Below are 21229 nucleotides of genomic sequence, written 5' to 3'. Positions count from 1 at the left end.
ATGAACATGTCCACGGTAGCGATCGACCTTGTCGGCGTGAAAAAGTCATTTGGCGACAAGGTCATCGTCAATGAACTGTCGTTCTCGGTTGCGCGCGGAGAGTGCTTCGGTCTGCTTGGGCCAAATGGAGCTGGCAAGAGTACGATTGCGCGTATGCTTCTCGGCATGATCTCGCCGGACGGAGGCGAGATTGCGGTCCTTAATGAGCCTGTGCCTTCCCGCGCTCGTGTGGCGCGTGCGCGCATCGGCGTAGTCCCGCAGTTCGATAACCTCGAACTCGAGTTCACCGTGCGAGAGAACCTGTTTGTTTTTGGCCGCTATTTCGGCATGAGCACTCGCGCGATCGAGGCTGTTGCGCCCTCGCTACTCGAGTTTGCGCGCCTCGAAAGCAAGGCGGACGTGCGCGTCTCCGAGTTGTCCGGTGGCATGAAGCGGCGGCTGACGTTGGCGCGCGCCCTGATTAATGATCCACATCTACTCGTGATGGACGAGCCCACGACTGGTCTGGATCCGCATGCGCGCCACTTGATTTGGGAACGCCTGCGAGTTCTGCTCTCGCGTGGCAAGACGATCCTGTTGACCACTCACTTCATGGAAGAGGCCGAACGCCTGTGCGATCGGCTGTGCGTGCTTGAGAGCGGATGCAAGATCGCCGAGGGCAAACCCGACGCCTTGATCAACGAGCATATCGGCTGCAACGTGATCGAAATCTACGGCGGTGATCCACATCAGCTCCGAGATCTGATCAGGCCTTATGCTCGGCACATCGAAGTAAGTGGAGAGACACTTTTCTGTTATGCGCCACGTCCGGAGCAGGTACGCGTGCATCTGCGCGGGCGAGCGGACCTTCGTATTCTGCAGCGCCCGCCCAATCTCGAAGACGTGTTTTTGCGATTGACCGGGCGCGAGATGGAGAAATGAGCGATGGGTGAAGGTTATGCGGCGGCAATGCCCGCTAATGCGTACAACTGGACCGCGGTATGGCGTCGAAATTTCCTAGCATGGAGGAAAGTCGCGCTTGCGTCGATTCTCGGCAACCTCGCAGATCCGTTAACCAATCTGTTTGGCCTCGGCTTTGGCCTTGGACTGATGGTGGGGCCCGTTGAGGGAACGCCTTACATCGCGTTCCTAGCAGCAGGCATGGTCGCGACCAGCGCCATGTCGTCCGCCACGTTTGAAACCATGTATGCAGCCTTTGCACGCATGGACGCCAAGCGCACCTGGGAAGCAATCCTCTCTACTCAGCTCACGCTGGGCGATATCGTTCTGGGTGAACTGGTGTGGGCGGCCAGTAAGTCCGTTCTGGCCGGAACAGCGATCGGGATCGTCGCCGCCACGCTGGGTTATGCATCATGGCCATCCATCCTCTATGCGATGCCAACAATCGCCCTTACTGGCCTTGTCTTCGCCAGCCTGGCGATGGTCGTCATATCTCTTGCACCAAGTTACGATTACTTCGTGTTTTACCAGACACTTATCATCACTCCTATGGTGTTTTTGTGTGGTGTTGTCTTTCCGACAAGCCAGCTGCCCGGCTCATTTCAGCACTTCGCCAGCTTGTTGCCGCTCGCACATTCGGTCGACCTCGTGCGCTTAGCCATGCTTGAGCGCGGCGCCGAAAGTGCAGCCCTGCACGTAGGTGCGCTCTGCGTCTATGCGATCTTGCCCTTTTTCGCATCGACAGCACTATTTCAGCGCCGCCTGCTGCGTTGACGTGAGTTGAGCGAAATGGGGAAGTCAAATCTATGCAGTGTCTCGGTGCTTTCTACCGTAACTCGGGAATGACCTGGTCTGTTACAGCAGCTTCGGCAATGGTCTCAAGAGGCCGCGATCGCGCCAGGGTCTACGGCCGGCTGTTCGGTCGATCAGGCCTGACGCCTGCACCCCTATTTCTGAGCGCCTGTCGTTAGGTGCGGAGACGGACCTGGTAAAGTTGTGTTGTGCTGTCTGGGCCGCGCACCCGGCGGTACGGATTAGATCGGCGCGATGGCCGTTGGCCTTCCCGTCATGATGAATGGAGAACGGAATGTTGTGCCTGGGAGTGAGTGGCGGTCTTGACAGAATCTATGAAAGCTCTCCGGAGCTGCCGACTACATTTCTTCACGATGGCGCTGCGGTTCTTGTGCAGGATGGCCGCGTGGTTGCTGCTGTCGAAGAGGAGCGCCTCAACCGCGTCAAGCATTCCAACAAATTCCCGAGCAATTCGATCCGATACTGCCTTTCTACCGCAGGAGTTGAGCTCGGTGAGATCGACCGTATCGCGTTCTACGCGACTGAAGCCTACTGCAAAACCATGCTCGAGCGTCTTTCTGTTTCGCAGCCCGTTCCGTTGGACGCCAAACTGATGCTGCGGCAGCTGCTGGCACGGGAGTTCGGGACCGAGATCGATCCGTCCCGGGTGTCCTTCGTGAATCACCACGAAGCGCATGCCGTGAGCGCGTTTGCCATGTCCGGCTTCGAGCAAAGTCTCGTTCTTGCGATTGACGGCGGTGGCGATTTTCTCTCAGGCTTATTGGCCGTGGGGTCTGGCACCGAGATTGCGCAACTTGTAAGCTTCCCGGAACAAAACTCCCTGGGGCTATTCTATCTCGAGACGATCCGATACCTTGGCTACGGGTTGTTCGACGAGTACAAAGTGATGGGGCTTGCACCGTATGGTGATCCCGATCGCTATCGCGAGCTCTTCGCGCAGTTCTACGAGTTGTTGGACAGCGGTGGCTATCGCGTTCACCTGGATCGAATCGGTCCGGCCCTGGTCCGCAACATCCAGGTTCGGCGAAGAGGAATGCCATTCACCCAACAGCATCGAGATGTCAGCGCTTCTCTGCAGGAAGCGCTGGAGCGGATCGTGTTTCACATCCTGCGGCACTATCGTGAAACGACGGGCATGACACGCTTGTGCCTGGCTGGGGGGGTAGCCCATAATTGCACGCTGAACGGTAAGCTGCTTTATTCCGGCCTGTTTGACGACATCTTTGTTCAACCCGCGGCGCACGACGCCGGTTGTGCACTCGGCGCTGCATTGATAGCATCAAGCGAGCTGGGCAGGCCAGCGCCGCGCGAGCGACTGCCGGACGTTTATTGGGGGCCCGATCTCGGGAACGAGCAAGCCGTAGAGCATGAGCTCAACGCATGGTCAGGCCACCTCGACATTCAACGAAGTGATGACATAGCATCCAGTGCGGCAGACTGGATGGCAAATGGCGCTGTAATCGGCTGGGTTCAGGGCCGCTCTGAGTTCGGCCCACGTGCGCTTGGTAACCGCAGCATCCTTGCGGACCCGCGGCCTGCGGAAAACAAAGACCGCATCAACGCGATGGTTAAGAAGCGCGAGAGCTATCGCCCCTTCGCGCCATCTGTACTGGAGGAGGATGCGAGCGAGTTCTTTGAGCTCCCGGATGGCACGCGGCAGCTCCCCTTCATGAACTTCGTGGTTCGTGTGCGCGAAGCCAAGTGTAACGTGCTCGGTGCGGTCACGCACGTTGATGGGACTGCTCGGCTGCAGACAGTATCGCGCAAGACAAATCCCACCTATTGGGATCTAATTAGTGCGTTCAAGAGGCGAACGGGCATCCCAATTCTTCTAAATACCTCATTTAACAACAATGCCGAACCGATCGTGCAGTCCGTGTCAGATGCGATCACGACGTTCTTGACGACTGACCTGGACGGACTTGTCATTGGGCCGTTCCTCGTCAGGAAGCGACCAGCATCACTGCAGGATTGGAGTGCCCTGGGCGTGTCATTGCCGCCATATGCATCCCTTCATCGTGTTCGCTCCCACACAGCGCCAGATCGTCAGGAAACGGTCTGCGAGATCCGCATGGGACATTCCACCCACTCTAGTATCCGTATCTCACACGAGCTTTTCGAGATATTGATGCGGATCGAGGGCGAAGCGTCGCTAGGCTGGCTTTTCGACGCCACCATGCAGGACGAGCCCAAGCGTGAAGATCTCGTGAAGGAATTGCGGCTTGTATGGGAGCTGCGGGGCGTTCGCCTGCATCCGCCGGGAGCGGCTTGCGGACACAATAGGGTGCAAAGCGAAACTTAGCCGGAGCTCATGAGCAGGGCCATGCCTATGCCTGCATGTGAGAGGCCAGGCCATTCGACGCACAGGGGGGCCATTGGGCATCCGACTTCGGGCACCTCGACGCAACACCGCTGAAGAAGAAACGGAAGAGTGTTGAGAGAACGCGGCAGATCAGGGACAGCGTTGCGATGAAGTTCTACCGACGCAGCTCGCCGGCACCGAGACTTCAGACGGTGGCGTCGGAGGAGATGATACGCGAGATGTCTGCAACGACGTCTCCTGTCCAACCAGGAGCCCGGGAAGAGGCAATGCAGATGCTTAGCGGTTCGAGAAATGACCGGTTTGTGGTTGCCCGGCGACGTACAGGATTCGGCGACTGCCTGTGGTCACTGGCCGCAGCCTGGCGTTTTGCAAAGCAGACAGGACGGACGCTGGTCATTGATTGGCGCGGGTCGTGTTATCTCGATGAGCCTTTCACTAATGCTTTTCCAGTCTTCTTCGAACCGGTCCAAGACATTGCCGGTGTGCGGGTGATTTGTGACGACGGAATCAATCAGTGTTCGTTTCCGGGGCCATTCTTCCCGGCATGGTGGAACAAGCCATCGATCGATTGCGTCTATCGTCCGGACGAGCAGATTTTCCGGGAACGCGACGAACTCGATCAACTGTTCCAAAGTGGAAAGGATAGTGAGGCCAACACGGTTGTGTGTGACGCCTGCCTGATGTGGCGCTGCGATCAGGACGCCGAACGAGAAATCTTTCGGAGCATCAAGCCACGACCTGAAATTCAGGCTCGGATCGATGCTATTTACCGCGAGCACTTTGAGCCGTACAGCGTCATCGGCATTCATGTCCGGCATGGCAACGGCGAGGATATTATGGGGCATGCTCCCTACTGGACCGACCCGGAGGGCGCCTTGCGACAGGTCTGTGATGCCATTGATGAGGCCAGGGGGTTGCCCCACGCAAAACCCGTGCTGGCTTTCCTGTGCACGGACAGCCCGCTCGTGCTTGAGAGGGTTTCGGCGATATTTCCTGATGTTTTCACGATCCCAAAAAGGTTCCAGGCGCCTCAGGCCGGCCCATTGCACAGCGCCAGACTCGGAGCCGAAGGCGGCTTTTCCGCCCTCATCGAAATGTATCTCCTTGCGCGCTGCGACACCGTGATCCGTTTTCCCCCGACAAGCGCGTTCACGCGCTATGCGCGTCTCTTTGCCCCACGCGTTATAGAATTCGATCTGAACGATCCGAGCCGATTGATCCTGATTGAAGAAACCTCGCAAGAGCTGGTGGTTTCATGAAAGCCGTAGCTCGCTTGATCGATCTCATTGTCGCTCTTTGCATCCAGCAGTATTGGCAGTGTTTTTCACGCAGGCAATTGCTGGCCAAAGGCGAAGCCGATGGTGTCCGAGCCGTCATGGGCGGTTCTGCCCGAATTTCCACGGGAGAACAGAACGATCCGGCGGCCGAATGCCTTCCGCTTAGGCTCGAGAACAATCGCCTTGACGTGCTGCCGCTCCGTTAAATTGGTGGAAACGTGTTCGTCTTCGCCTCGGGCGGACGGCAAGTCGAAGCTAACTGTTGGCTGATGGCGGATGAACATATCGTAGGTTCTCCATTCAGCCAGCGAGTTCCGTCGCCGCGGCCGGGCACTTGATGCGGACGGGCGCACTCGATATCCACGATTCTTGACTAAATCAGTCCCCCAAGCGGCGGTCCGCAATCAATCCACCGGGGAGTCGCCATTGCTGGACACAGCAGAGCAGGGCGCGATCGAGTCAGCATCAGTTGCCGACGAATCCTAACGTACGAAGCTGGTGACGTCAGTTTTCGAGTTGGCGCGGCGACTGGCCGCCGCACTATCCCGATCGATCGTTGGTCCAACGATAGGCGCTCTCCCATCGGCGCTCTTCCGATGGTGCGATCTGCGAGAGAGCGAGGATCGCATCCTCGTCTTGACGCAGGGCGAGTGTGCTCGCGACACGAGGTAGGTGATGCACCATCGCTGTCACAAAGCACACGCATGTTGTCTCGAACCCGCCAAGCATTCCGTGTGCGCGACATTAGGACGCAAAACCTGAGCGGATTTACGTGCATCGTATTGGCGCAAATCCTGCTACGCGTGCGCCGGCGCAACAGGAGAGGAGGCGCGCGTGGGTCTCGATCTGCCAAATGACGATCTGATCAGAGGGTCGCTGCCCGAAACGCAATTGGGTTGCCTCTTCCAGGCCTATAAAGCCCGTGTTCATCGCGGGAAACGGAAGACCATGTTGCTGACCGGCGCATCGCGCGGAATTGGCCATGCCACTGCCAAGTTGTTCTCGGAGGCGGGCTGGCGCATCATTTCTTGCGCGCGCCAACCGTTCGACAGCGAGCGATGCCCCTGGGAGGCAGCAAACGAGGATTATGTCCAGGTCGATCTCAGCGACCATCGAATGCTGCCCCGCGCGATCACCGAGGTCAAGAAACGCTTGGCCGGTGCTCCTTTGCACGCACTGGTAAATAATGCCGGTGTCTCGCCGAAAACGTCCACTGGCGATCGGATGACGTCGTTGACGACATCAACCGACACCTGGATGAGGGTGTTCCATCTCAATCTGGTGGCGCCGATCCTGCTTGCGCAGGGTTTGTTTGAGGAGCTAAGAGCCGCGTCAGGATCGATCGTGAACGTGACTTCGATCGCGGGCTCGCGGGTGCACCCGTTTGCGGGAAGCGCCTATGCGACCTCGAAAGCTGCGCTTGCGAGCCTCACACGCGAAATGGCGCATGATTATGCGCCGCATGGCGTTCGCGTGAATGCGATCGCGCCCGGCGAAATCAGGACGGACATGTTGTCGCCGGACACAGAAGCGCGTCTGGTGCCAACTATCCCGCTCCGCAGAGTGGGAACGCCGGACGAAGTGGCCAAGGTCATCTTCTTCCTGTGCTCGGACGCGGCGAGCTATGTCACCGGGGCCGAGGTGCCGATCAATGGTGGGCAACATCTTTGAATCGGCCAGGCTTGGCGACGCGGCTGACTTGAGCTGCAGCAGCGGTGCTCATCCTCTCCGCTGACGAGGCGCACACAACCCGCATAAAAATGAAATGAAGGCACACTGTAAGTTTACCGTGGTGCCATCAAAATATGTCACGGTTCTATGTCATCTCGGCAACACTTGGCGCTACACCCGAGAATGACACGCCAAACGAAGGTCGCCAACCCGAACAAGGTAGCAGGGAGGATGATCAAGACAACGGAGACCGCCTGATGCTGGACATCCCTTCCTCACGTGAAAGGCTTGCCGCGGAACCTGAGTCGGAGCGCAAGCTCTCGGACGAGCCGTTGCGTGAGAGCGCGCTGACCGGGATCTTCGAAATATCAAAAATACTGACCGCCCCTTGTCCGCTCGAAGTCACGTTGGCAAACGTTGTTGGTCTCCTGCAATCGTTTGTGCAGATGCGACACGGCATCGTCTCGCTGTTTGACGATGACGGCATGCCGGACATTACAGTGGGCGCCGGCCTGAGCGAAGGCAGCGATGATCGTTACCGGATGCGCCTGGCCCGGGGGCCAATCGACCGGATCGTCGCGACAGACAGGCCTCTTGTCGCCGAGAACGTGGCCGCCGAGCCGGCATTCAGCGCTGCCGACCGGGAAGTGCTCGGCGCCTCCGATGATGTCCCGGTGTCGTTTATCGGGGTTCCGATTCGCATTGATTCGAAGGTCGTAGGTACGCTGACCATCGACCGTATCCGGGACGATAGCTCAAGCCTCCGGCTCGATTACGATGCGCGGCTGCTCGCCATGATCGCCAACCTGGTGGGACACACAGTGAAGTTACATCGCTGGTTCGCCTGCGACCGCGAACGGTTGATGGCAGAGAAAGAGCGTCTACAAAACCAGATTGTTGAGCTAAGGCCGCCCGCTCGGGAGCGGAAGAAGCCAAACGTCCATGGGATCATTGGCAACAGCCCGGCGCTGCGCGGGCTCCTCGAGAAGATCGCGGTGATAGCTAAATCGAACAGCACGGTTCTGCTGCGTGGCGAATCCGGCACCGGAAAGGAACTCGTAGCCAAGGCCATCCACGAATCGTCGTCCCGCGCCAAGCGGCCGTTCGTTAAGCTGAATTGCGCGGCGCTTCCTGAGACCGTCCTGGAATCGGAATTATTTGGCCACGAGAAAGGTGCCTTTACCGGTGCGTTCAGCTCGCGCAAGGGACGCTTCGAACTTGCTGACAAAGGAACGCTATTTCTCGACGAGATCGGCGAGATCTCGGCTCAGTTTCAAGCAAAGTTGCTGCGCGTCCTGCAAGAGCAGGAGTTCGAGCGCGTCGGCAGCAACCAGACCATTAAGGTCGATGTTCGAGTGATAGCTGCGACTAACAAGAACCTTGAAGAAGCCGTGGCAAAGAGCGAGTTTCGCGCGGACCTGTACTATCGCATCAGCGTAGTTCCCTTGCTGTTACCAGCGCTGCGTGAGAGACGCAGTGATATTCCGCTGCTTGCCGGCGAGTTTCTCAAAAATTTCAACAACCAGAACGGCCGTACGCTGACGTTCGAGGCGAGTGCGATCGATGTACTGATGAACTGCGACTTTCCAGGAAATGTCCGCGAACTCGAAAACTGCATCGAGCGGACAGCGACGCTGTGCGCCGGATCGTCAATCGTGCGAAGTGACTTTGCCTGCTGCCAGGGCCAGTGTCTTTCGGCGAGGCTATGGAGAAGTACATCGGACGAAAGGAACCGTCCGGCACCTATCCCGCCGGTGCCCGCAAAGTCCATCACTCCGCTAGCTGAAGCGACCCCACCGCTCGCGTCCATCGACAACGAAGTGGGCCCACTGGCGCCTCCCGGCACTGTTCTCGTAAGTGGCGCGAAGACGGCCGATCGCGAACGGGTCATTGCGGCCATGGAGAAATCAGGCTGGGTGCAGGCAAAGGCAGCTCGCCTGCTCGGACTCACGCCGCGCCAGATCGGCTACGCGCTGAGGAAATATGGAGTCGAGATAAAGCGGTTCTGAACCACCAATCGGCAGGAACTGCCGCTATTAGACTTGAGCCAAGTAGCTATTTGCCGATCTCCGGTGACACTCTCATTGCAATTCGAAGGGAGTGGGTCCACCCTCGGCGGCGACTTGGCCATGGGCGAAACCAGCCGCGCTGCTTGCGAGCCTTCTGTTCAGACAGGCTCACCCGCTTCGGTGAGAGATGGACTTGGGCGCAGTGATATACAGAGCGTCACCTGCGCGCCATGCAAACGCGAACCGTCAGTTGCTCGATATCTCACCAGCTATCTTGCCTATCCGTAGATCCAGCTCGGGATAGTGACCGGCAATGCTCATCGACCGTCAACCGGTCGGCCGCCCGCTCGTGATTGGCGGCGGTAATCTGTCGCAAGCTGACCTGGCACCATTCAGCTGGCGCGCCTTTCGGAACAGCGCTGTCGCAGCCCCGACCTGTGTCGGCATTCGTTCGTCAGGAAGAGCCAGCTAGAGGGGCGCATCAACGGCCTAAGCCTTTGTGGGGGCCACATGATTGTAAAAGGGCGGCGATGGTACAACACTTGCTGTTGTCTTGGCAGCTGTCGCCACTTTTGGAGCAACACCGTGCACAATGTCGTCTGCATCAAACAGGTTCCGGACTCGGCCCAGATCCGCGTGCACCCCGTGACAAATACAATCATGCGCCAGGGAGTGCCGACTATCATCAACCCATATGACCTCTTCGCGCTCGAGGCCGCACTGGAGCTACGCGATCGGTTCGGCGGCGAAATTACCGTGCTTACAATGGGACCGCCATCGGCGGAAGATTCCTTGCGAAAGGCGCTTACTTATGGCGCCGATCGCGCCGTACTACTCACCGATCGCTGCTTTGCGGGATCGGACACCCTGGCCACAACATATGCACTTGCAACAGCCATCCGAAAAATTGGCAAGGAATATGGCCCGACAAACCTCATCTTCACAGGAAAGCAGACCATCGACGGCGATACCGCGCAGGTTGGGCCCGGCATCGCAAAGCGGCTGGGCGTACTGCAGCTAACCTACGTTGCCAAGGTCAGATCCTTAGATCTCGCCGCCCATACAATTGAAGCGGAGCGACGCTCCGAGGGTGGTGTCCAGGTGCTGCGCACGAGGTTGCCGTGTCTAATCACCATGCTGGAGGCAACCAATCAAATCCGGCGGGGCGCGATGGCAGATGCTTTGCGTGCCGCGCGGGCCCAAATCGTGAAATGGAGCGCGCACGATGCCGGTGTCGAAGACGTTTCAAAATGCGGCCTCAAGGGCTCGCCGACGGTTGTCAAGCGAGTGTTCGCTCCCTCTGCGCGGGCTGAGAAGGCGGCGCTGGTTGAGGCGGCCGAGCAACCGGCGCAGGCATTGATAGACGCGATCTTCAAGCGTCAGCCGAAGCTCGAAGCCGATCTTGCCGCGCTAGTCCGTGAGGCTTGATCTGTAGAGTCTTGGCAACGATAGATCGAAACAGTCAAAGGATGTACGAACGCCACGAGGCAACGGCGTCCAGTGAGCGCGCAACATGTAGCTACGCATCTCAGCCGGCGACCTGCGCATTCCGGTCCATGACCTTCTTAGATTGCTTGCGATCACCTCGGCACGCATCTTTCCATCGACTACATTGGCGTCGACCGGGGCCCGGAGCTCGCCGCGATTGTCAAGCGCATCGACAAGGGGCTACGCATGCATCCAGATTCAACTGTATGATCGTGTTCGACAGCGTTGAGGCCACGGAGTGGCGCGTAGTTGTTATGAATGAATACGGAATACGTCGGCGACAGCATCGCCATGCTAGTCCACCGCTTGCACGCCCAAAGCGCTGTCGCGCTGTTCCGGGCGCGAAGCCCACCTACGTGGCAGCTTTGAAGCAATCTCCGCGCTTCGACAGCGCCCTCTACCCGGCTGCGCACTGTTTGGTTTTCGACCGCGGTGCAATGCCTGTCAAGTTCAATACACTTTCCATGAGGGCGCGGCCGCGAGCACTTTTTCAACGTACTCAGAATGTTATGAGGGAGTGCACGAGTTGGCATGCTGATTGCTGTAAGCGTCCAAGAACACAGCCTGGTGGTGGTGCTCGCGAACGCGAAAACGAGCGGCGCTCTCTTTGGGACGCTTGTGCCGGCCAGCAGCCGGCTTTTCGCGCAGCTTGCGGCCGAAGGCCTCAACAGCCCGATAGATGCAGATTGGTTCTTGCAATGCTGTACCGAGCTCACAGCGATTCGATAAACCTGCAGGAGCAGCAACCGCAGGGCGTGGTCCATCAGGACAGATCGCGAAAGCTGGAAGCGCCCGGGCGACCAGACGCGCCACTCGGGGGATGTGAAGTTAACCTCCCGATGGCGTGCGCGGCGCAATATCTCACCATGTCTCTGCAAGCGAATGCTGGCCGTGCCGGGCATTCGCGCTATCGCACTACTAGTGGACCGGAATCCGACTGGATCGCCGCCGTTTCAAACTGATGAAAGCGTTCCCTTGATGCGCCTGAGCAGGAGTGAGACATGCCGCTGTCTGATACCGCGGCGTAACCACCAAGAATTCGCCTGGATGGCGAACGCTGATCATAGGCCTATCGAACCAATGAACTCCTCGAGCGTGCGGCGGCCAATAGTTGGCCCGGACGTGAGCTTGCTTCGCCAAGGGCCGTTCTCTCTTCATCGCCAGGGGTCAAATGACATCTCAAGCGTCTCGATTTACACACAATCAGCCTCCGCTTATATGCTGCGAGTATTTGACTGAACAAGCGCGGGCTCTGTTCGGCCCGCATCCGTTCGCCGCGGAGATGTCCGAAGACCAGGTCGCGAGCCTGCTGCCTGAATATCTGGCGATGTCACAGGCCTTTCCGTACCTCCAAGCCGGGTCGCAAAGGGATCTCGTATTCGACGCAATGCATCACAATCGGGATCTTGCGAGGGACATTGAACTGACCAGCGTGGTCGCGAATTTCATCTGTTGGGATGAAACGGGTGGGTATGGCCGAATTCTCCACGGCGGCAAGGCGGCGCTACCCGATATTCTGGCAACTGAAAACTTCCACTCAAACCTGTTTAGAAAGGATGCGTCGCGGCTACTCGGCAGAGCAATACGGCCCAACTACAGCTTCAGGACGAAACGTTACCTGCATTCTCTCTATGCCGGATTGTCATCGAATGACCCCTTAGTGCGTTGCGCCTACATGGTCGCGTTTGAGCTACATGCCGCGGACATGATCCAGTCGCTATGGACCACTCTGGTCAAAACCTTTAAGGCGCGGTCTGACGATCTTGAGTACTTCCGCAGTCACGTCGGCGGAGAAGATCCGGCGGAGAAGTATCACGGAGAAATGACAAGTCGTCTGATTGGTGAACTTGTCCCAGCGAGCCGCAATGGTCGGTTTCTGGATGAGTTCGATCGAGCCTATCGGCTCAGCTTACAATGGTGCCGCGATCTGCTCCGTATCGTCTCACTTGGGGGAGATGGTCACTCGGAGATCGAGCACCATGGCCGTTGTCATTGTGGTTCTGTCAAGTTCTGCGTCCGAGCGCCGCGTGAGCTCTCTGCGGTTCGATGCAATTGCTCAATCTGTCAAATGTCTGGATTTCTGCACTTGCTCGTACGTGAGGATAAGCTCGGCATTGAGTGCGGCGAAGAATTCCTCTCGACGTACCAATTTAACAAGAACATAGCTCGGCACAGGTTTTGCCGGGTTTGTGGCGTAAAGCCGTTCTATAGGCCGCGATCGAATCCCTCCGGATTCAGCGTAAATATTCGATGCCTGGATAAAGGGACCATCGAAGGCATAAGAATAAGCGAGTTCGATGGCGAGCATTGGGAGGAAGCATTCTGCTCGATGCACCAGGGCCTGGAGTCCTGCGTCGAGGATCAAAACGGTGGAGTGGACTCGAATGGCACGTGCAATGAATGATAAATCCCGTCTGCTTTCAGAAGAAGCTTTGACAAAGTACCGCATAGAGCTGTTGGTGAAGGGGACGGTCGTGATCGGCCCGCAGTTATTGTTCACCCAAGCTGACTTGGCCAAGATCGATCAGCTGCAGGCTGAGATTCCCGAAGAAGAAGTGCGGGAGGGAGATGCCGGCGACTCGCACAATGTCTTCGTCAAACGGGTGAGGGTCGACCCGCCCGGCCGCGCTCCTCGCAACGTGAGTGGTGCAGTTCCAGGGCAGATCATGGGGCTACTTGAAAGAGAAGACCGCAGCTTCGCGCTAAAAAAGATCTTGGGAGCCACCTCAGATTACATGATTCGCCGATGCCAAATGCATCGGATGCCTCCCGGTTCCTTTGTTGGCATCCATCTGGATGCCGCGAGCGACCCGGATTTCGAGTACTCGGTAATTGTGCAGCTCGCGAGAGACTTCGAGGGGGGCGAGTTCGTGGTATACCCAACCAGGTACGAACAGCAGTTATTCCGACCGCCACTTGGTGCAGTGCTTGTCACCACATGTAAGCTTCGGCATGAGGTGAAGCCCGTGCTGACCGGGGAGCGCCGATCGCTAGTCTACTTCTGTTCAAAGCGCAGCGGCCCGAACCGCCGGATCATCGAAAGCTCGATCGGGGACCTTTGAGCTGGCTGAAATGGCTTTCGAATGACTTGGCTAAGCTGAGCTCTCAGGAGACGTTCCTAAGCGTGGCCATCCCGGTCAGACTGGAGAGCTGCCACAATGCTGGTCGGGGGCGACTTCCCCCCCCCCCGCGGTGGAAGGGCATGCGGGCTTTGACGTAATCCGAGCAAAGGTTCCTCAGAGTCGTTGCGGCAAGCCATCCTCGTTGCTTCGAACCCGGAGGTGTGTCGGCGCGTGGCCCATGTTCTGTTTGCCAACGGCCTGCACCTGACGCTCAATCGTCAGAGCGACGTCTACCAGCGTGAAGGCATCGACCTCGACGTATCGACGCTCGCGGACTGGGTAGGTGCCTCCACGCAACCCCGATTGGTAGACGCGATCCGGAGCCACGTCTTCGCAGCCGAGCGTATCCACGCGGATGACACTACGGTGCCGGTCCTGGCCAAGGGCAAGACCCGGACCGGCTCTGGACCTACGTGTGCGACGACTGTCCGTTTGCCGGTCCAGATCCGGCGGCGGCCGTGTTCTTTTACTCGCCCGATCGTGGCGGTGCGCATCCGGAGCAGCATTTGGCGGGCTATGCCGGACTGATGCAGGCCGACGCCTACACCGGCTTTGGCAGGCTCTACGAGGTCAACCGCAAGGGCGGCCCGATCATCGAGGTCGCGTGCTGGGCGCACGGCAGGCGCAAGTTCTTTGATCTGGCGCGGCGCAGCAAGGCGCCGATCGCGGCCGAGCCGGTCAAGCGCGTCGATGTTCTGTTCGCCATCGAGCGCGAGATCAACGCTCTTACTGCGCAGGAGCGCTTGCGTGTGCGCCAGGAGCCTAGCCGCCACCTGATCGTCCAGCTGGAGGCGTGGTTGCGCGAGCAGCGCGCCAAGCTCTCCAGGGACAACGACACGACCAAGGCGATCAATTACTGCCTCAACCGCTGGGATGCACTTAGCCGCTTTCTTGATGACGGACGGCTTTGCATGTCGAACAATGCTGCTGAGCGTGAGGTACGGGCGGTTGCCGTGGGGCGAAAAAATTGGACTTTCGCCGGGGCCGATGAGGGCGGCCTGCGTGCGGCTGCCATCTACAGCCTCATCGTCACCGCCAAGCTCAATGACATCGACCCACAGGCTTGGCTTGCCGACGTGTTGGCGCGCCTACCGGATCACCCTGCCAAGCGCGGTGACGAACTGTTGGCTTGGAATTGGCGGCCTCAGAGCATCGCTCAAGCCGCTTAAGCCCGATGCGCCGCCGGGGGCCCGTATCCACCACCTCAAGTGCAGGCGATGCTGCGTGCCGAGCGAGCGGCCCGCTTGCCCGCGGAGCGGAGGCCCAGGCGGAGACATTGCTGATCGAGAAGCTCAAGCTCACGATCAAGAAGCTCAGGCACGAGCTGTTAGGACAATCCTCCGCGCGAGGCGCGTTGCTGGACCAGCTCGAGCTAAAGTTCGCCGACTTGGAGGCCGGCATGTGGCTGCGATCTACATCGCCACCGCCAAGCTCAATGACCTCGATTCACAGGCGTGGCTCGCTGACGTGCTAGCCCGCCTGCCGGATTATCCCGTCAAGCGCATCCACGGCCTCATGCCCCAGAATTGGCGCGCTCTAGAGCGCCGCACAGCATCGGTCCGGCGACGACTGCCTAGCGAGGTTTTATGGAGGATGAGGACATAGGCGTATGACTCACCTTATGCCTAGGCCGAAGGTTTCCCGACTTGAAGTCGTCTCGACGGGGGCACGGGGCCAATGGATGTTGCGAAAAGCAGCAGATCGTCCCGGAGAGCTATGACATGCCACTTCTGCTGTTGGCGATGGCCCGACGTGGCAGGCTACGTCTGAACTGCGACGACACAATGGGCGATTCCACACGTTCTGGCTTAGGCTTTGCGTTTGGTCCGGCCTAGGCCGCCCGGACCGCATTTTTGTAGGCACGTAAATTGCTGGATAAGGAGCAGGAGCTGGCGCAAAGAACGCAGGCAGCAGCGACTATCTTCGGAGTCCTAATGAGGCTGATCCAATTCATCTTCTTCGACTTGGCTTTGATGCTGCTTGCACCTGAACTTTCAGACGCAACGAGCGCTGCCGCTGGCGCAAGTCCTGCGCGCGTGAAAGCCGTGGCGACATTCAAGCAGAATGGTCCCCGAGAGGTGGTACCAAGCTCCAGGAATAGCGGCCCCTACGACAGCTCAACGACGCTAACCATACCCGGTCAACCGACGAACAACTTCCGCCGGGTCAAGCTGGCTGGCAATTCCGCGGGGCTGGAACCTAACTTTGCATGTCTGATCCGTACGCCCCAACGCCCGACTAGCAATATCCCCGATGCCGCTGATAGGCCGAACATCCCCCTTGTGACGCACGGGATGTGCAATCCTGCCGCCCCGCCATGTAACCTCCTGGCTGCAGAGACGCCGCGCTCAAGCGATACAGCTATGGTCCGCGGGATGCTGATCGTCGCCTTTCTGACTGTTCTTGTCGTTATTGTGGTGGAAATAAACGGCCCAGGTGCCGGCACGTGAGAGAAGCAGAGCTGGGTTATATCGCCTCGTCGCCGTTCAGCTGGTCTCCCGCGACTGTCCGCTAGTTGCGAATCAGCGCTCACGCCAAAAGGAATGACAGGAATTTGTCCTCGACGGTGCGGCAAGAGCACACTCCTACGCTGGATTGCCGGCATCCAGCGTCTGACGGGTGGAGTTTGCCGGGTCGACGGCGAGATTTGGTAGGATGAGGCGATCTCCCAGCCGCTTCATCTACGTCCCATCACGTGTGTATTTCAGCGGTCGGTTTTTCTGATTTGTCTATCAAGCCTATTCTCCTGTAGAACGCGCCAAGCCGGAGGCGGTACTAATCGAGGTGTGGTCGAAGGCTAGGCTTGGGGCCACTGCCTGACGGCGCGCGCGTCATATCTTTCTTTGGGCGCAGCAACAGCGAATTGCCCTATGCAGCGCGCCGTTGATCCCGACCTCGGCTACTTTTATCAAGGCCCAGCTCATTGGGCTCGACGGCGCCGCCAACAGCAAGCTCTGCCATGACCTTAAGGCGGGGCCAAGCTCCGGCACGATCTTCCTAAAGCTCGACGAGACCCATCAGGACGGGCGCTGCAGACATCCCTCAAGAGTCGCACGTATTTGATTGGGACCGACTAGGAAGACATCAGACCAAGCCGACATTCACGTCACGTTCTCAGGTGCGAGTTTCAAGCGCGTGATCGAAAGTAGGGGCAAAGTCGAAGTGGCCCTCACTATGTCAGCTCCAATGGCGATTATCCTTCGTCGGTCCTGAAGTTCCTGCCGATCGGCGATGAAGTGTCGATGAGCAAATTGAGCGGCCTAAGATATCGTCATACCAATCAGACTATTCTCAGTAGCCGGTGCTGCAGATCGCGGGCCGCGGGCCTGTCGCGCGCAATCACAAGGCACTCCACCGTGCCAGCCTCTTCGTCGGCGGCAAGCGGAATCACGCCCTCCTTGCGTGTGCGGTCGAACAGAAATCCTTCCTTGCGGAAACGATCATGCGCCGTTTGGACGGACGGGGATCGAACGTCTCTGACTGACGAAATAACGTTGCAACCGGAATAGTCGAAACCCAGCAGCCGGACGGCAATACTGTGCAACACCGAGCCGCCACCCCAGCGGCCGTTCGCCTCATTAAACAGCAACCGTCCATCGTTCGCGAAAATCGCGTCAATGTTGATCATTCCGCGATAACCCAGGTCTCGCGCAAGCGCCACAAATCGGTAGGCGTGCGCCTGGGCAGCCAACCATTGTTCGTTTCTCAGGCTGCTTGGAAGCTCAAGTCCTGTCCAGATCAGAGCTCTTTCGGTTCGATCTGTGCTTTTACGCAGACGTATGTTTCCACTGTTGATAAAAACGATTGAACCATCATCCTCGATTTCGTACTCAAGATAGAACAGAGACCGCGCCAGGTGGTACGACTCCACGACCAGCGTCTTACACGACGCTGTTGTTATCTCAGACCAAAGCGCGTCAGGATCAAAAGACCCCCATGAAATTCGTCGGGTTTCTCTTGCCCCAGGTAGTGGATCGCTTTCATTGCTGGTCAGGATGACATTTCCGACTCCACCGGCTCCATTGTCGAGCTTTACAATCACTCTACCTGTCTCGAGTCTGAGGGAAGTGACCGCTCTCAATAGTTCGTTTGAGTCCGTCGTGACAGATCCATTGGGCAGCGGAAGTGCGACACTTGTCGCCAATTGACGGAAGTGGCTCTTGCGGTTCAACAGATCAGGCCCTCGCTGCAGAGCGAAGCCGTCGCCGGTCTGCGGTATGCCCAGCATGGCCGCCAGGCGTGCAACACCTTCACTAGAGTAGCATGGATACAATCGCCAGTTTAATTTCTGACGAATATGTCTCTTGATCCGCTCAACGACAGTCTTAGACAGCAGTGTGCAGTCATCAAGCACCGGCGATTGGCGGCCGCCTTTAGGTACGAGCAGGAAAAGGCTCGATGCGTCGAAATTGAGTGTCGCTCCAATGGAGGATAACAGATCCGCGGGGATGACTACGGGGGAGACTATCACGTCGCCGTGCTGAGCAAACCACGCTGAACGGTGTGCCGAGTGGGCGGCCAGCGAAAGTTGATCGGGTGTCAGATCAGCGCCCGACATTTGAGCCGTACCGGCGTTCATGATCAAGATCCGCGGCATGTGCGACCTCCGGGTATCTAGACGCGATCAGGCAGGGATCGTCATGCCAACAATGATGAACTTGCTGCGCCGTGGCGCGGCGCCGCGAGAAGGTTGATTTCGCACCGTCTCGATGTCGCCTGCGATGTAGCGGGAGAGCACGGCCCGCCTCCAATCCGCCGATCTCAATTGATAGCTCCTCTCATGCTGATCGCGTGGCGATTGCCTTCAGAAACATAGGATCACAAGGCCTTGCAAACCGGTTCTTGATGGATGTCATGGGTTGCGAATAGTGAATGTTGCTCGAGTGATTTTGGGCGATTGATCACTCACTCTGTTTTGCTCGGCGGTGGTCGTGTGCATCTGTCGGTAGTGATAGGCACACCACGAAGACAGTTTCTTGTCGCGTTTTTGATATACAGGCTCACCGCACATATAGGGCGCTCTGGCATCTCCATCCTTGAAGCCGATGATGCAACGGCATTGACCTTCCATATGGTCGACTAGCAGGACCTTTTTGACGCCGTCGGGCTCTTTCAACTTGCTGCTCCAGAATGCCAAGCAATTATCTTCGATGCCGCGTGTTGGGCAGAGCGGCACTTGCAGCTCAGGCACTTTTAAAAGCTGCGCAGACCCGCGGTTTGTCGTACCAAATGCCTTTCAGCCTCGTGAAAGCAGGTTGAACAGAGCGGAAAGCCGGTTCGGCCAACTGATTTTGGCGCGCTGTCGCGCCGCAGGAGGGCTTTGGTTCAGATTCAGGAAGCAGCGCCCCCCGCAGGATTCGCATGGAGGTCTAGGTCGATCAATTCTGACCTCAACGGTTCTCTGGTGGCTCGGCCAAAGAGAGACACATAGTCTCCGTTCCAGAATGCCGACGGTTTTGAAGCTAGATGCGAAGGCTAGCGCCGTAGGCGGCACACGCCGCATAGCGCTTCGGAGCGACCCGCCATCGGGGATGAGGATCATGACCCACTGTCGGGGCGTGGATCTGACCAGCTGAGACATTCCCAATCCTTGACAATCCCGGCGGCAGACCAAGATCAGTGCCAACCTCAAGACCGTACAATTTAACGTTACGTCAGATTCAAGCCCCTTTTTGACGGCCTGTGAGAACATGGCCAACTCTCTGGTTTGCCGAAAAGGTCGGCCGGCTGGTCTGGTGTCGCAAGCAGCGTTGCGATTTGCGTCAAGAAAGTTCGTCTGTCGTTGAGATCAGAGTCCTTGCCGATGAGCTATTGTCGGAAAACGCTGCCTTGCCGGGACGAGCTGCTCGCTATCCATGCGGCCGATTGCGCGCCTGAAGTCCGCTTCGCCGTCATTGGATAGCTCAGTCACTTCTATCTGCCGCCAACCGAGCGATGCCAAAATGCGGCCGATCAATAGTTTTCGATGAGGTCGCCCTGATGGGCGCAGCCTTGTTGAGAAACGATCCGGCGAATGTGCCGGGGACCGTCATCCAGCGCACGTAATGGTCACCGACTTCGACTGGTGCCAGCACTATCGCAGCGTCTGATAGAGGCGGTACAGCAGCCGGGTCCGAGGTTCAATCGACGAGATGTAGATTTGCTCATGAGGCGTATGCGCGCCCTTGCCCTCGACGCCAAGGCCGTCAAGGGTCGCGGCATACGGCGCGGTGAAATTGCCATCGGAGCCGCCGCCGCTGAACGTGTCGAGCAGCTCGAATCCAAGCTCGGCAGCAAGCTTTTTGGCGTGTTCGTAAAGCGCCGCGCCGGCGCTGGTCTTCTCATATGGCGGACGGTTCAATTCGCCTGATACCTTCACCCCGACGCCTTCGGTGCGCGAGCTGATGCCCAGGATCTTCGGCAACAGCTCGTCGGCATGGGACATGGTTGGGACGCGCATGTCGACCTGCGCATAGGCCAGTTCCGCGATGACGTTTGGCCTGGTGCCGCCGCGGACGACGCCGACATTGACGGTGATACCGCGCGTGAGATCGTTCATAGCCTCCAGAGTCTGGATCACATGGCCGAGTTCCCGGATCGCGCTGCGGCCGTCCTCGGGCCGCGTGCCGGCATGTGCGGGCGCACCCCTGATGAATACGTTGAAGCGCGCAATGCCCTTGCGCCCGGTGACGACCTTGCCGCCCTTGCGCGCCGGCTCGGTCACCAGCACGTATTTGGCCTGCCGGCCTTCAGCCTCGATCAGCGAGCGCGAGGTTGGACTGCCGATCTCTTCGTCCGAGACGTAGAGCTGGGTAATACCGAGCGGCGGGCGTACGTCATCGGCGCAGATTTGCCGGAATGCCTGATAGGCAAGGTAGGCACCGCCCTTCATGTCGTAGATGCCGGGGCCGAACGCACTGTCGCCTTCGATTTTGAATGGTAGCCGTTCGATGAATCCCATCGGATGAACGGTGTCGAGATGGCTCAAGACCAGAATGCCCGGTACGCCTTCTTGCCCCCAAGAAGAGCGGATGACCAAATGATCGCCGCAGCCGTCACGTCCCGCAACGCGCTCGACGCTGGCCGGCAGGTCGCGATAGCCCGCTGCGACGACATCAGCCAGTTTGTTGACCTGATCCGGCCGCTCCGTCGGAGTTTCGATCACGACCCAGCGGCGAATACCCTCGAGAATCGGGGCGATTTCGAATGGGTTGCTGGACATGCTTGTCTGACGCCTTTGGATTCGATTGTTCTCGCTTCTGCAAGATCATGACATCACCCATGTACTCACATCAGTAGTATCGAATCCGAGGATCTAAAGAGTCGCCAACGGTTGCGACCAAAGGCGTGCCTCTGGATCCAATCTTGCTGCGCCAACTATGTACGCGACTGTCGATTTCAACTGAGCTACCAAAGCTGGTAGTTTTCGGCAGCATTATGCGGCCCCAGCAGAAGGCCGTTCTGGTGAGGTGTAATTATTCTTATCAGGACCTTCCTACGACATACGCCAAATCGTAGTGCCCTGACGAAGTGACCCCCAGGCGTTTAGACGCGGGCAGTTGCCAACCAGCACTGACATAGCACGCCCGGCCAAGCGCCAAAATCGCC

The 21229-nt window shown here is 58.2% G+C and carries 16 protein-coding genes and 1 pseudogene; 13 read left to right on the top strand and 4 right to left on the bottom strand.

From position 1 onward, the window contains the following. The 4 genes from nodI (at nucleotide 1) to I6F31_RS04755 (ending at nucleotide 5334) form a co-directional block, all read left to right on the top strand. On the top strand, nucleotides 1–921 hold the full coding sequence (nodI, locus tag I6F31_RS04770) for a nodulation factor ABC transporter ATP-binding protein NodI (RefSeq protein WP_249788064.1): 921 nt from the start codon (nucleotides 1–3) through the stop codon (nucleotides 919–921). Nucleotides 922–924: 3 nt separating this feature from the next. Then, nucleotides 925–1713, top strand: coding sequence for an ABC transporter permease (locus I6F31_RS04765; RefSeq protein ID WP_225184852.1), 789 nt, complete (start codon nucleotides 925–927; stop codon nucleotides 1711–1713). 313 nt (nucleotides 1714–2026) lie between these two features. Continuing rightward, nucleotides 2027–4054, top strand: a complete 2028-nt coding sequence (locus I6F31_RS04760) for a carbamoyltransferase (protein ID WP_225184851.1) — start codon at nucleotides 2027–2029, stop codon at nucleotides 4052–4054. Nucleotides 4055–4221: 167 nt separating this feature from the next. Then, nucleotides 4222–5334 (top strand): nodulation protein NodZ, encoded by a 1113-nt coding sequence (locus I6F31_RS04755; protein ID WP_276573186.1) that lies wholly within the window; start codon nucleotides 4222–4224, stop codon nucleotides 5332–5334. Between the two features lie 65 nt (nucleotides 5335–5399). Here the strand turns inward: I6F31_RS04755 and I6F31_RS04750 are convergent, their stop codons facing one another. After that, nucleotides 5400–5636 carry a hypothetical protein gene (locus I6F31_RS04750; protein WP_225184850.1) on the bottom strand — a complete coding sequence of 79 codons (237 nt, stop codon included), beginning with the start codon at nucleotides 5634–5636 and terminating at the stop codon, nucleotides 5400–5402. A 550-nt stretch (nucleotides 5637–6186) separates the two neighbouring features. Between I6F31_RS04750 and I6F31_RS04745 the strand changes: the two genes are divergently transcribed. From I6F31_RS04745 to I6F31_RS04705, 9 genes and pseudogenes are all read left to right on the top strand, one after another. Next, entirely contained in the window at nucleotides 6187–7023 is an 837-nt protein-coding gene (locus tag I6F31_RS04745) for an SDR family oxidoreductase (protein WP_225184849.1), read from the top strand. Between the two features lie 257 nt (nucleotides 7024–7280). Continuing rightward, entirely contained in the window at nucleotides 7281–9032 is a 1752-nt protein-coding gene (nifA, locus tag I6F31_RS04740) for a nif-specific transcriptional activator NifA (RefSeq protein ID WP_225184848.1), read from the top strand. A gap of 585 nt (nucleotides 9033–9617) precedes the next feature. Next, nucleotides 9618–10460: an electron transfer flavoprotein subunit beta/FixA family protein gene (locus tag I6F31_RS04735; RefSeq protein ID WP_225184847.1), complete on the top strand. Its 843-nt coding sequence runs from the start codon at nucleotides 9618–9620 to the stop codon at nucleotides 10458–10460. A gap of 591 nt (nucleotides 10461–11051) precedes the next feature. Next, nucleotides 11052–11249 (top strand): hypothetical protein, encoded by a 198-nt coding sequence (locus I6F31_RS04730; protein WP_225184846.1) that lies wholly within the window; start codon nucleotides 11052–11054, stop codon nucleotides 11247–11249. Between the two features lie 502 nt (nucleotides 11250–11751). Further along, complete coding sequence (locus I6F31_RS04725; protein ID WP_225184845.1) at nucleotides 11752–12924, top strand: GFA family protein; 1173 nt, start codon at nucleotides 11752–11754, stop codon at nucleotides 12922–12924. Next, a complete protein-coding gene (locus I6F31_RS04720; protein WP_225184844.1) occupies nucleotides 12905–13582 on the top strand; it encodes a 2OG-Fe(II) oxygenase in 678 nt (225 codons plus the stop codon). Before I6F31_RS04725 ends, I6F31_RS04720 begins: the two co-directional genes overlap by 20 nt. 231 nt (nucleotides 13583–13813) lie before the next feature. Beyond that, nucleotides 13814–14811, top strand: a pseudogene (locus I6F31_RS04715) (IS66 family transposase); the annotation flags it as partial. Next, on the top strand, nucleotides 14756–15247 hold the full coding sequence (locus tag I6F31_RS04710; protein ID WP_225184843.1) for a transposase domain-containing protein: 492 nt from the start codon (nucleotides 14756–14758) through the stop codon (nucleotides 15245–15247). The pseudogene I6F31_RS04715 and the gene I6F31_RS04710, both read left to right, overlap by 56 nt. A gap of 263 nt (nucleotides 15248–15510) precedes the next feature. Then, on the top strand, nucleotides 15511–16092 hold the full coding sequence (locus I6F31_RS04705; RefSeq protein ID WP_225184842.1) for a hypothetical protein: 582 nt from the start codon (nucleotides 15511–15513) through the stop codon (nucleotides 16090–16092). 830 nt (nucleotides 16093–16922) lie between these two features. Here I6F31_RS04705 and I6F31_RS04700 read toward each other — a convergent pair. The 3 genes from I6F31_RS04700 to I6F31_RS04690 form a co-directional block, all read right to left on the bottom strand. Beyond that, nucleotides 16923–18239, bottom strand: coding sequence for a peptide ligase PGM1-related protein (locus tag I6F31_RS04700; RefSeq protein WP_225184841.1), 1317 nt, complete (start codon nucleotides 18237–18239; stop codon nucleotides 16923–16925). Nucleotides 18240–18494: 255 nt separating this feature from the next. Further along, entirely contained in the window at nucleotides 18495–18758 is a 264-nt protein-coding gene (locus I6F31_RS04695) for a hypothetical protein (RefSeq protein ID WP_225184840.1), read from the bottom strand. Nucleotides 18759–19715: 957 nt separating this feature from the next. Beyond that, on the bottom strand, nucleotides 19716–20843 hold the full coding sequence (locus I6F31_RS04690; protein WP_225184839.1) for a M20 family metallopeptidase: 1128 nt from the start codon (nucleotides 20841–20843) through the stop codon (nucleotides 19716–19718). Nucleotides 20844–21229: the final 386 nt, after the last annotated feature.

This window comes from Bradyrhizobium sp. NBAIM01, assembly GCF_020194115.1.
In the GTDB taxonomy this organism is placed as follows: domain Bacteria; phylum Pseudomonadota; class Alphaproteobacteria; order Rhizobiales; family Xanthobacteraceae; genus Bradyrhizobium; species Bradyrhizobium yuanmingense.
This window is presented reverse-complemented; position numbering and strand designations above follow the sequence as displayed.

Coding starts and splice junctions, on each gene's coding strand:
- I6F31_RS04765 (WP_225184852.1), top strand. CDS start 925: ATGGGTGAAGGTTATGCGGCGGCAATGCCCGCTAATGCGTACAACTGG.
- I6F31_RS04700 (WP_225184841.1), bottom strand. CDS start 18,239: ATGCCGCGGATCTTGATCATGAACGCCGGTACGGCTCAAATGTCGGGC.
- I6F31_RS04690 (WP_225184839.1), bottom strand. CDS start 20,843: ATGTCCAGCAACCCATTCGAAATCGCCCCGATTCTCGAGGGTATTCGC.
- I6F31_RS04755 (WP_276573186.1), top strand. CDS start 4,222: ATGAAGTTCTACCGACGCAGCTCGCCGGCACCGAGACTTCAGACGGTG.
- nodI (WP_249788064.1), top strand. CDS start 1: ATGAACATGTCCACGGTAGCGATCGACCTTGTCGGCGTGAAAAAGTCA.
- I6F31_RS04760 (WP_225184851.1), top strand. CDS start 2,027: ATGTTGTGCCTGGGAGTGAGTGGCGGTCTTGACAGAATCTATGAAAGC.
- I6F31_RS04720 (WP_225184844.1), top strand. CDS start 12,905: ATGGCACGTGCAATGAATGATAAATCCCGTCTGCTTTCAGAAGAAGCT.
- I6F31_RS04730 (WP_225184846.1), top strand. CDS start 11,052: ATGCTGATTGCTGTAAGCGTCCAAGAACACAGCCTGGTGGTGGTGCTC.
- nifA (WP_225184848.1), top strand. CDS start 7,281: ATGCTGGACATCCCTTCCTCACGTGAAAGGCTTGCCGCGGAACCTGAG.
- I6F31_RS04750 (WP_225184850.1), bottom strand. CDS start 5,636: ATGTTCATCCGCCATCAGCCAACAGTTAGCTTCGACTTGCCGTCCGCC.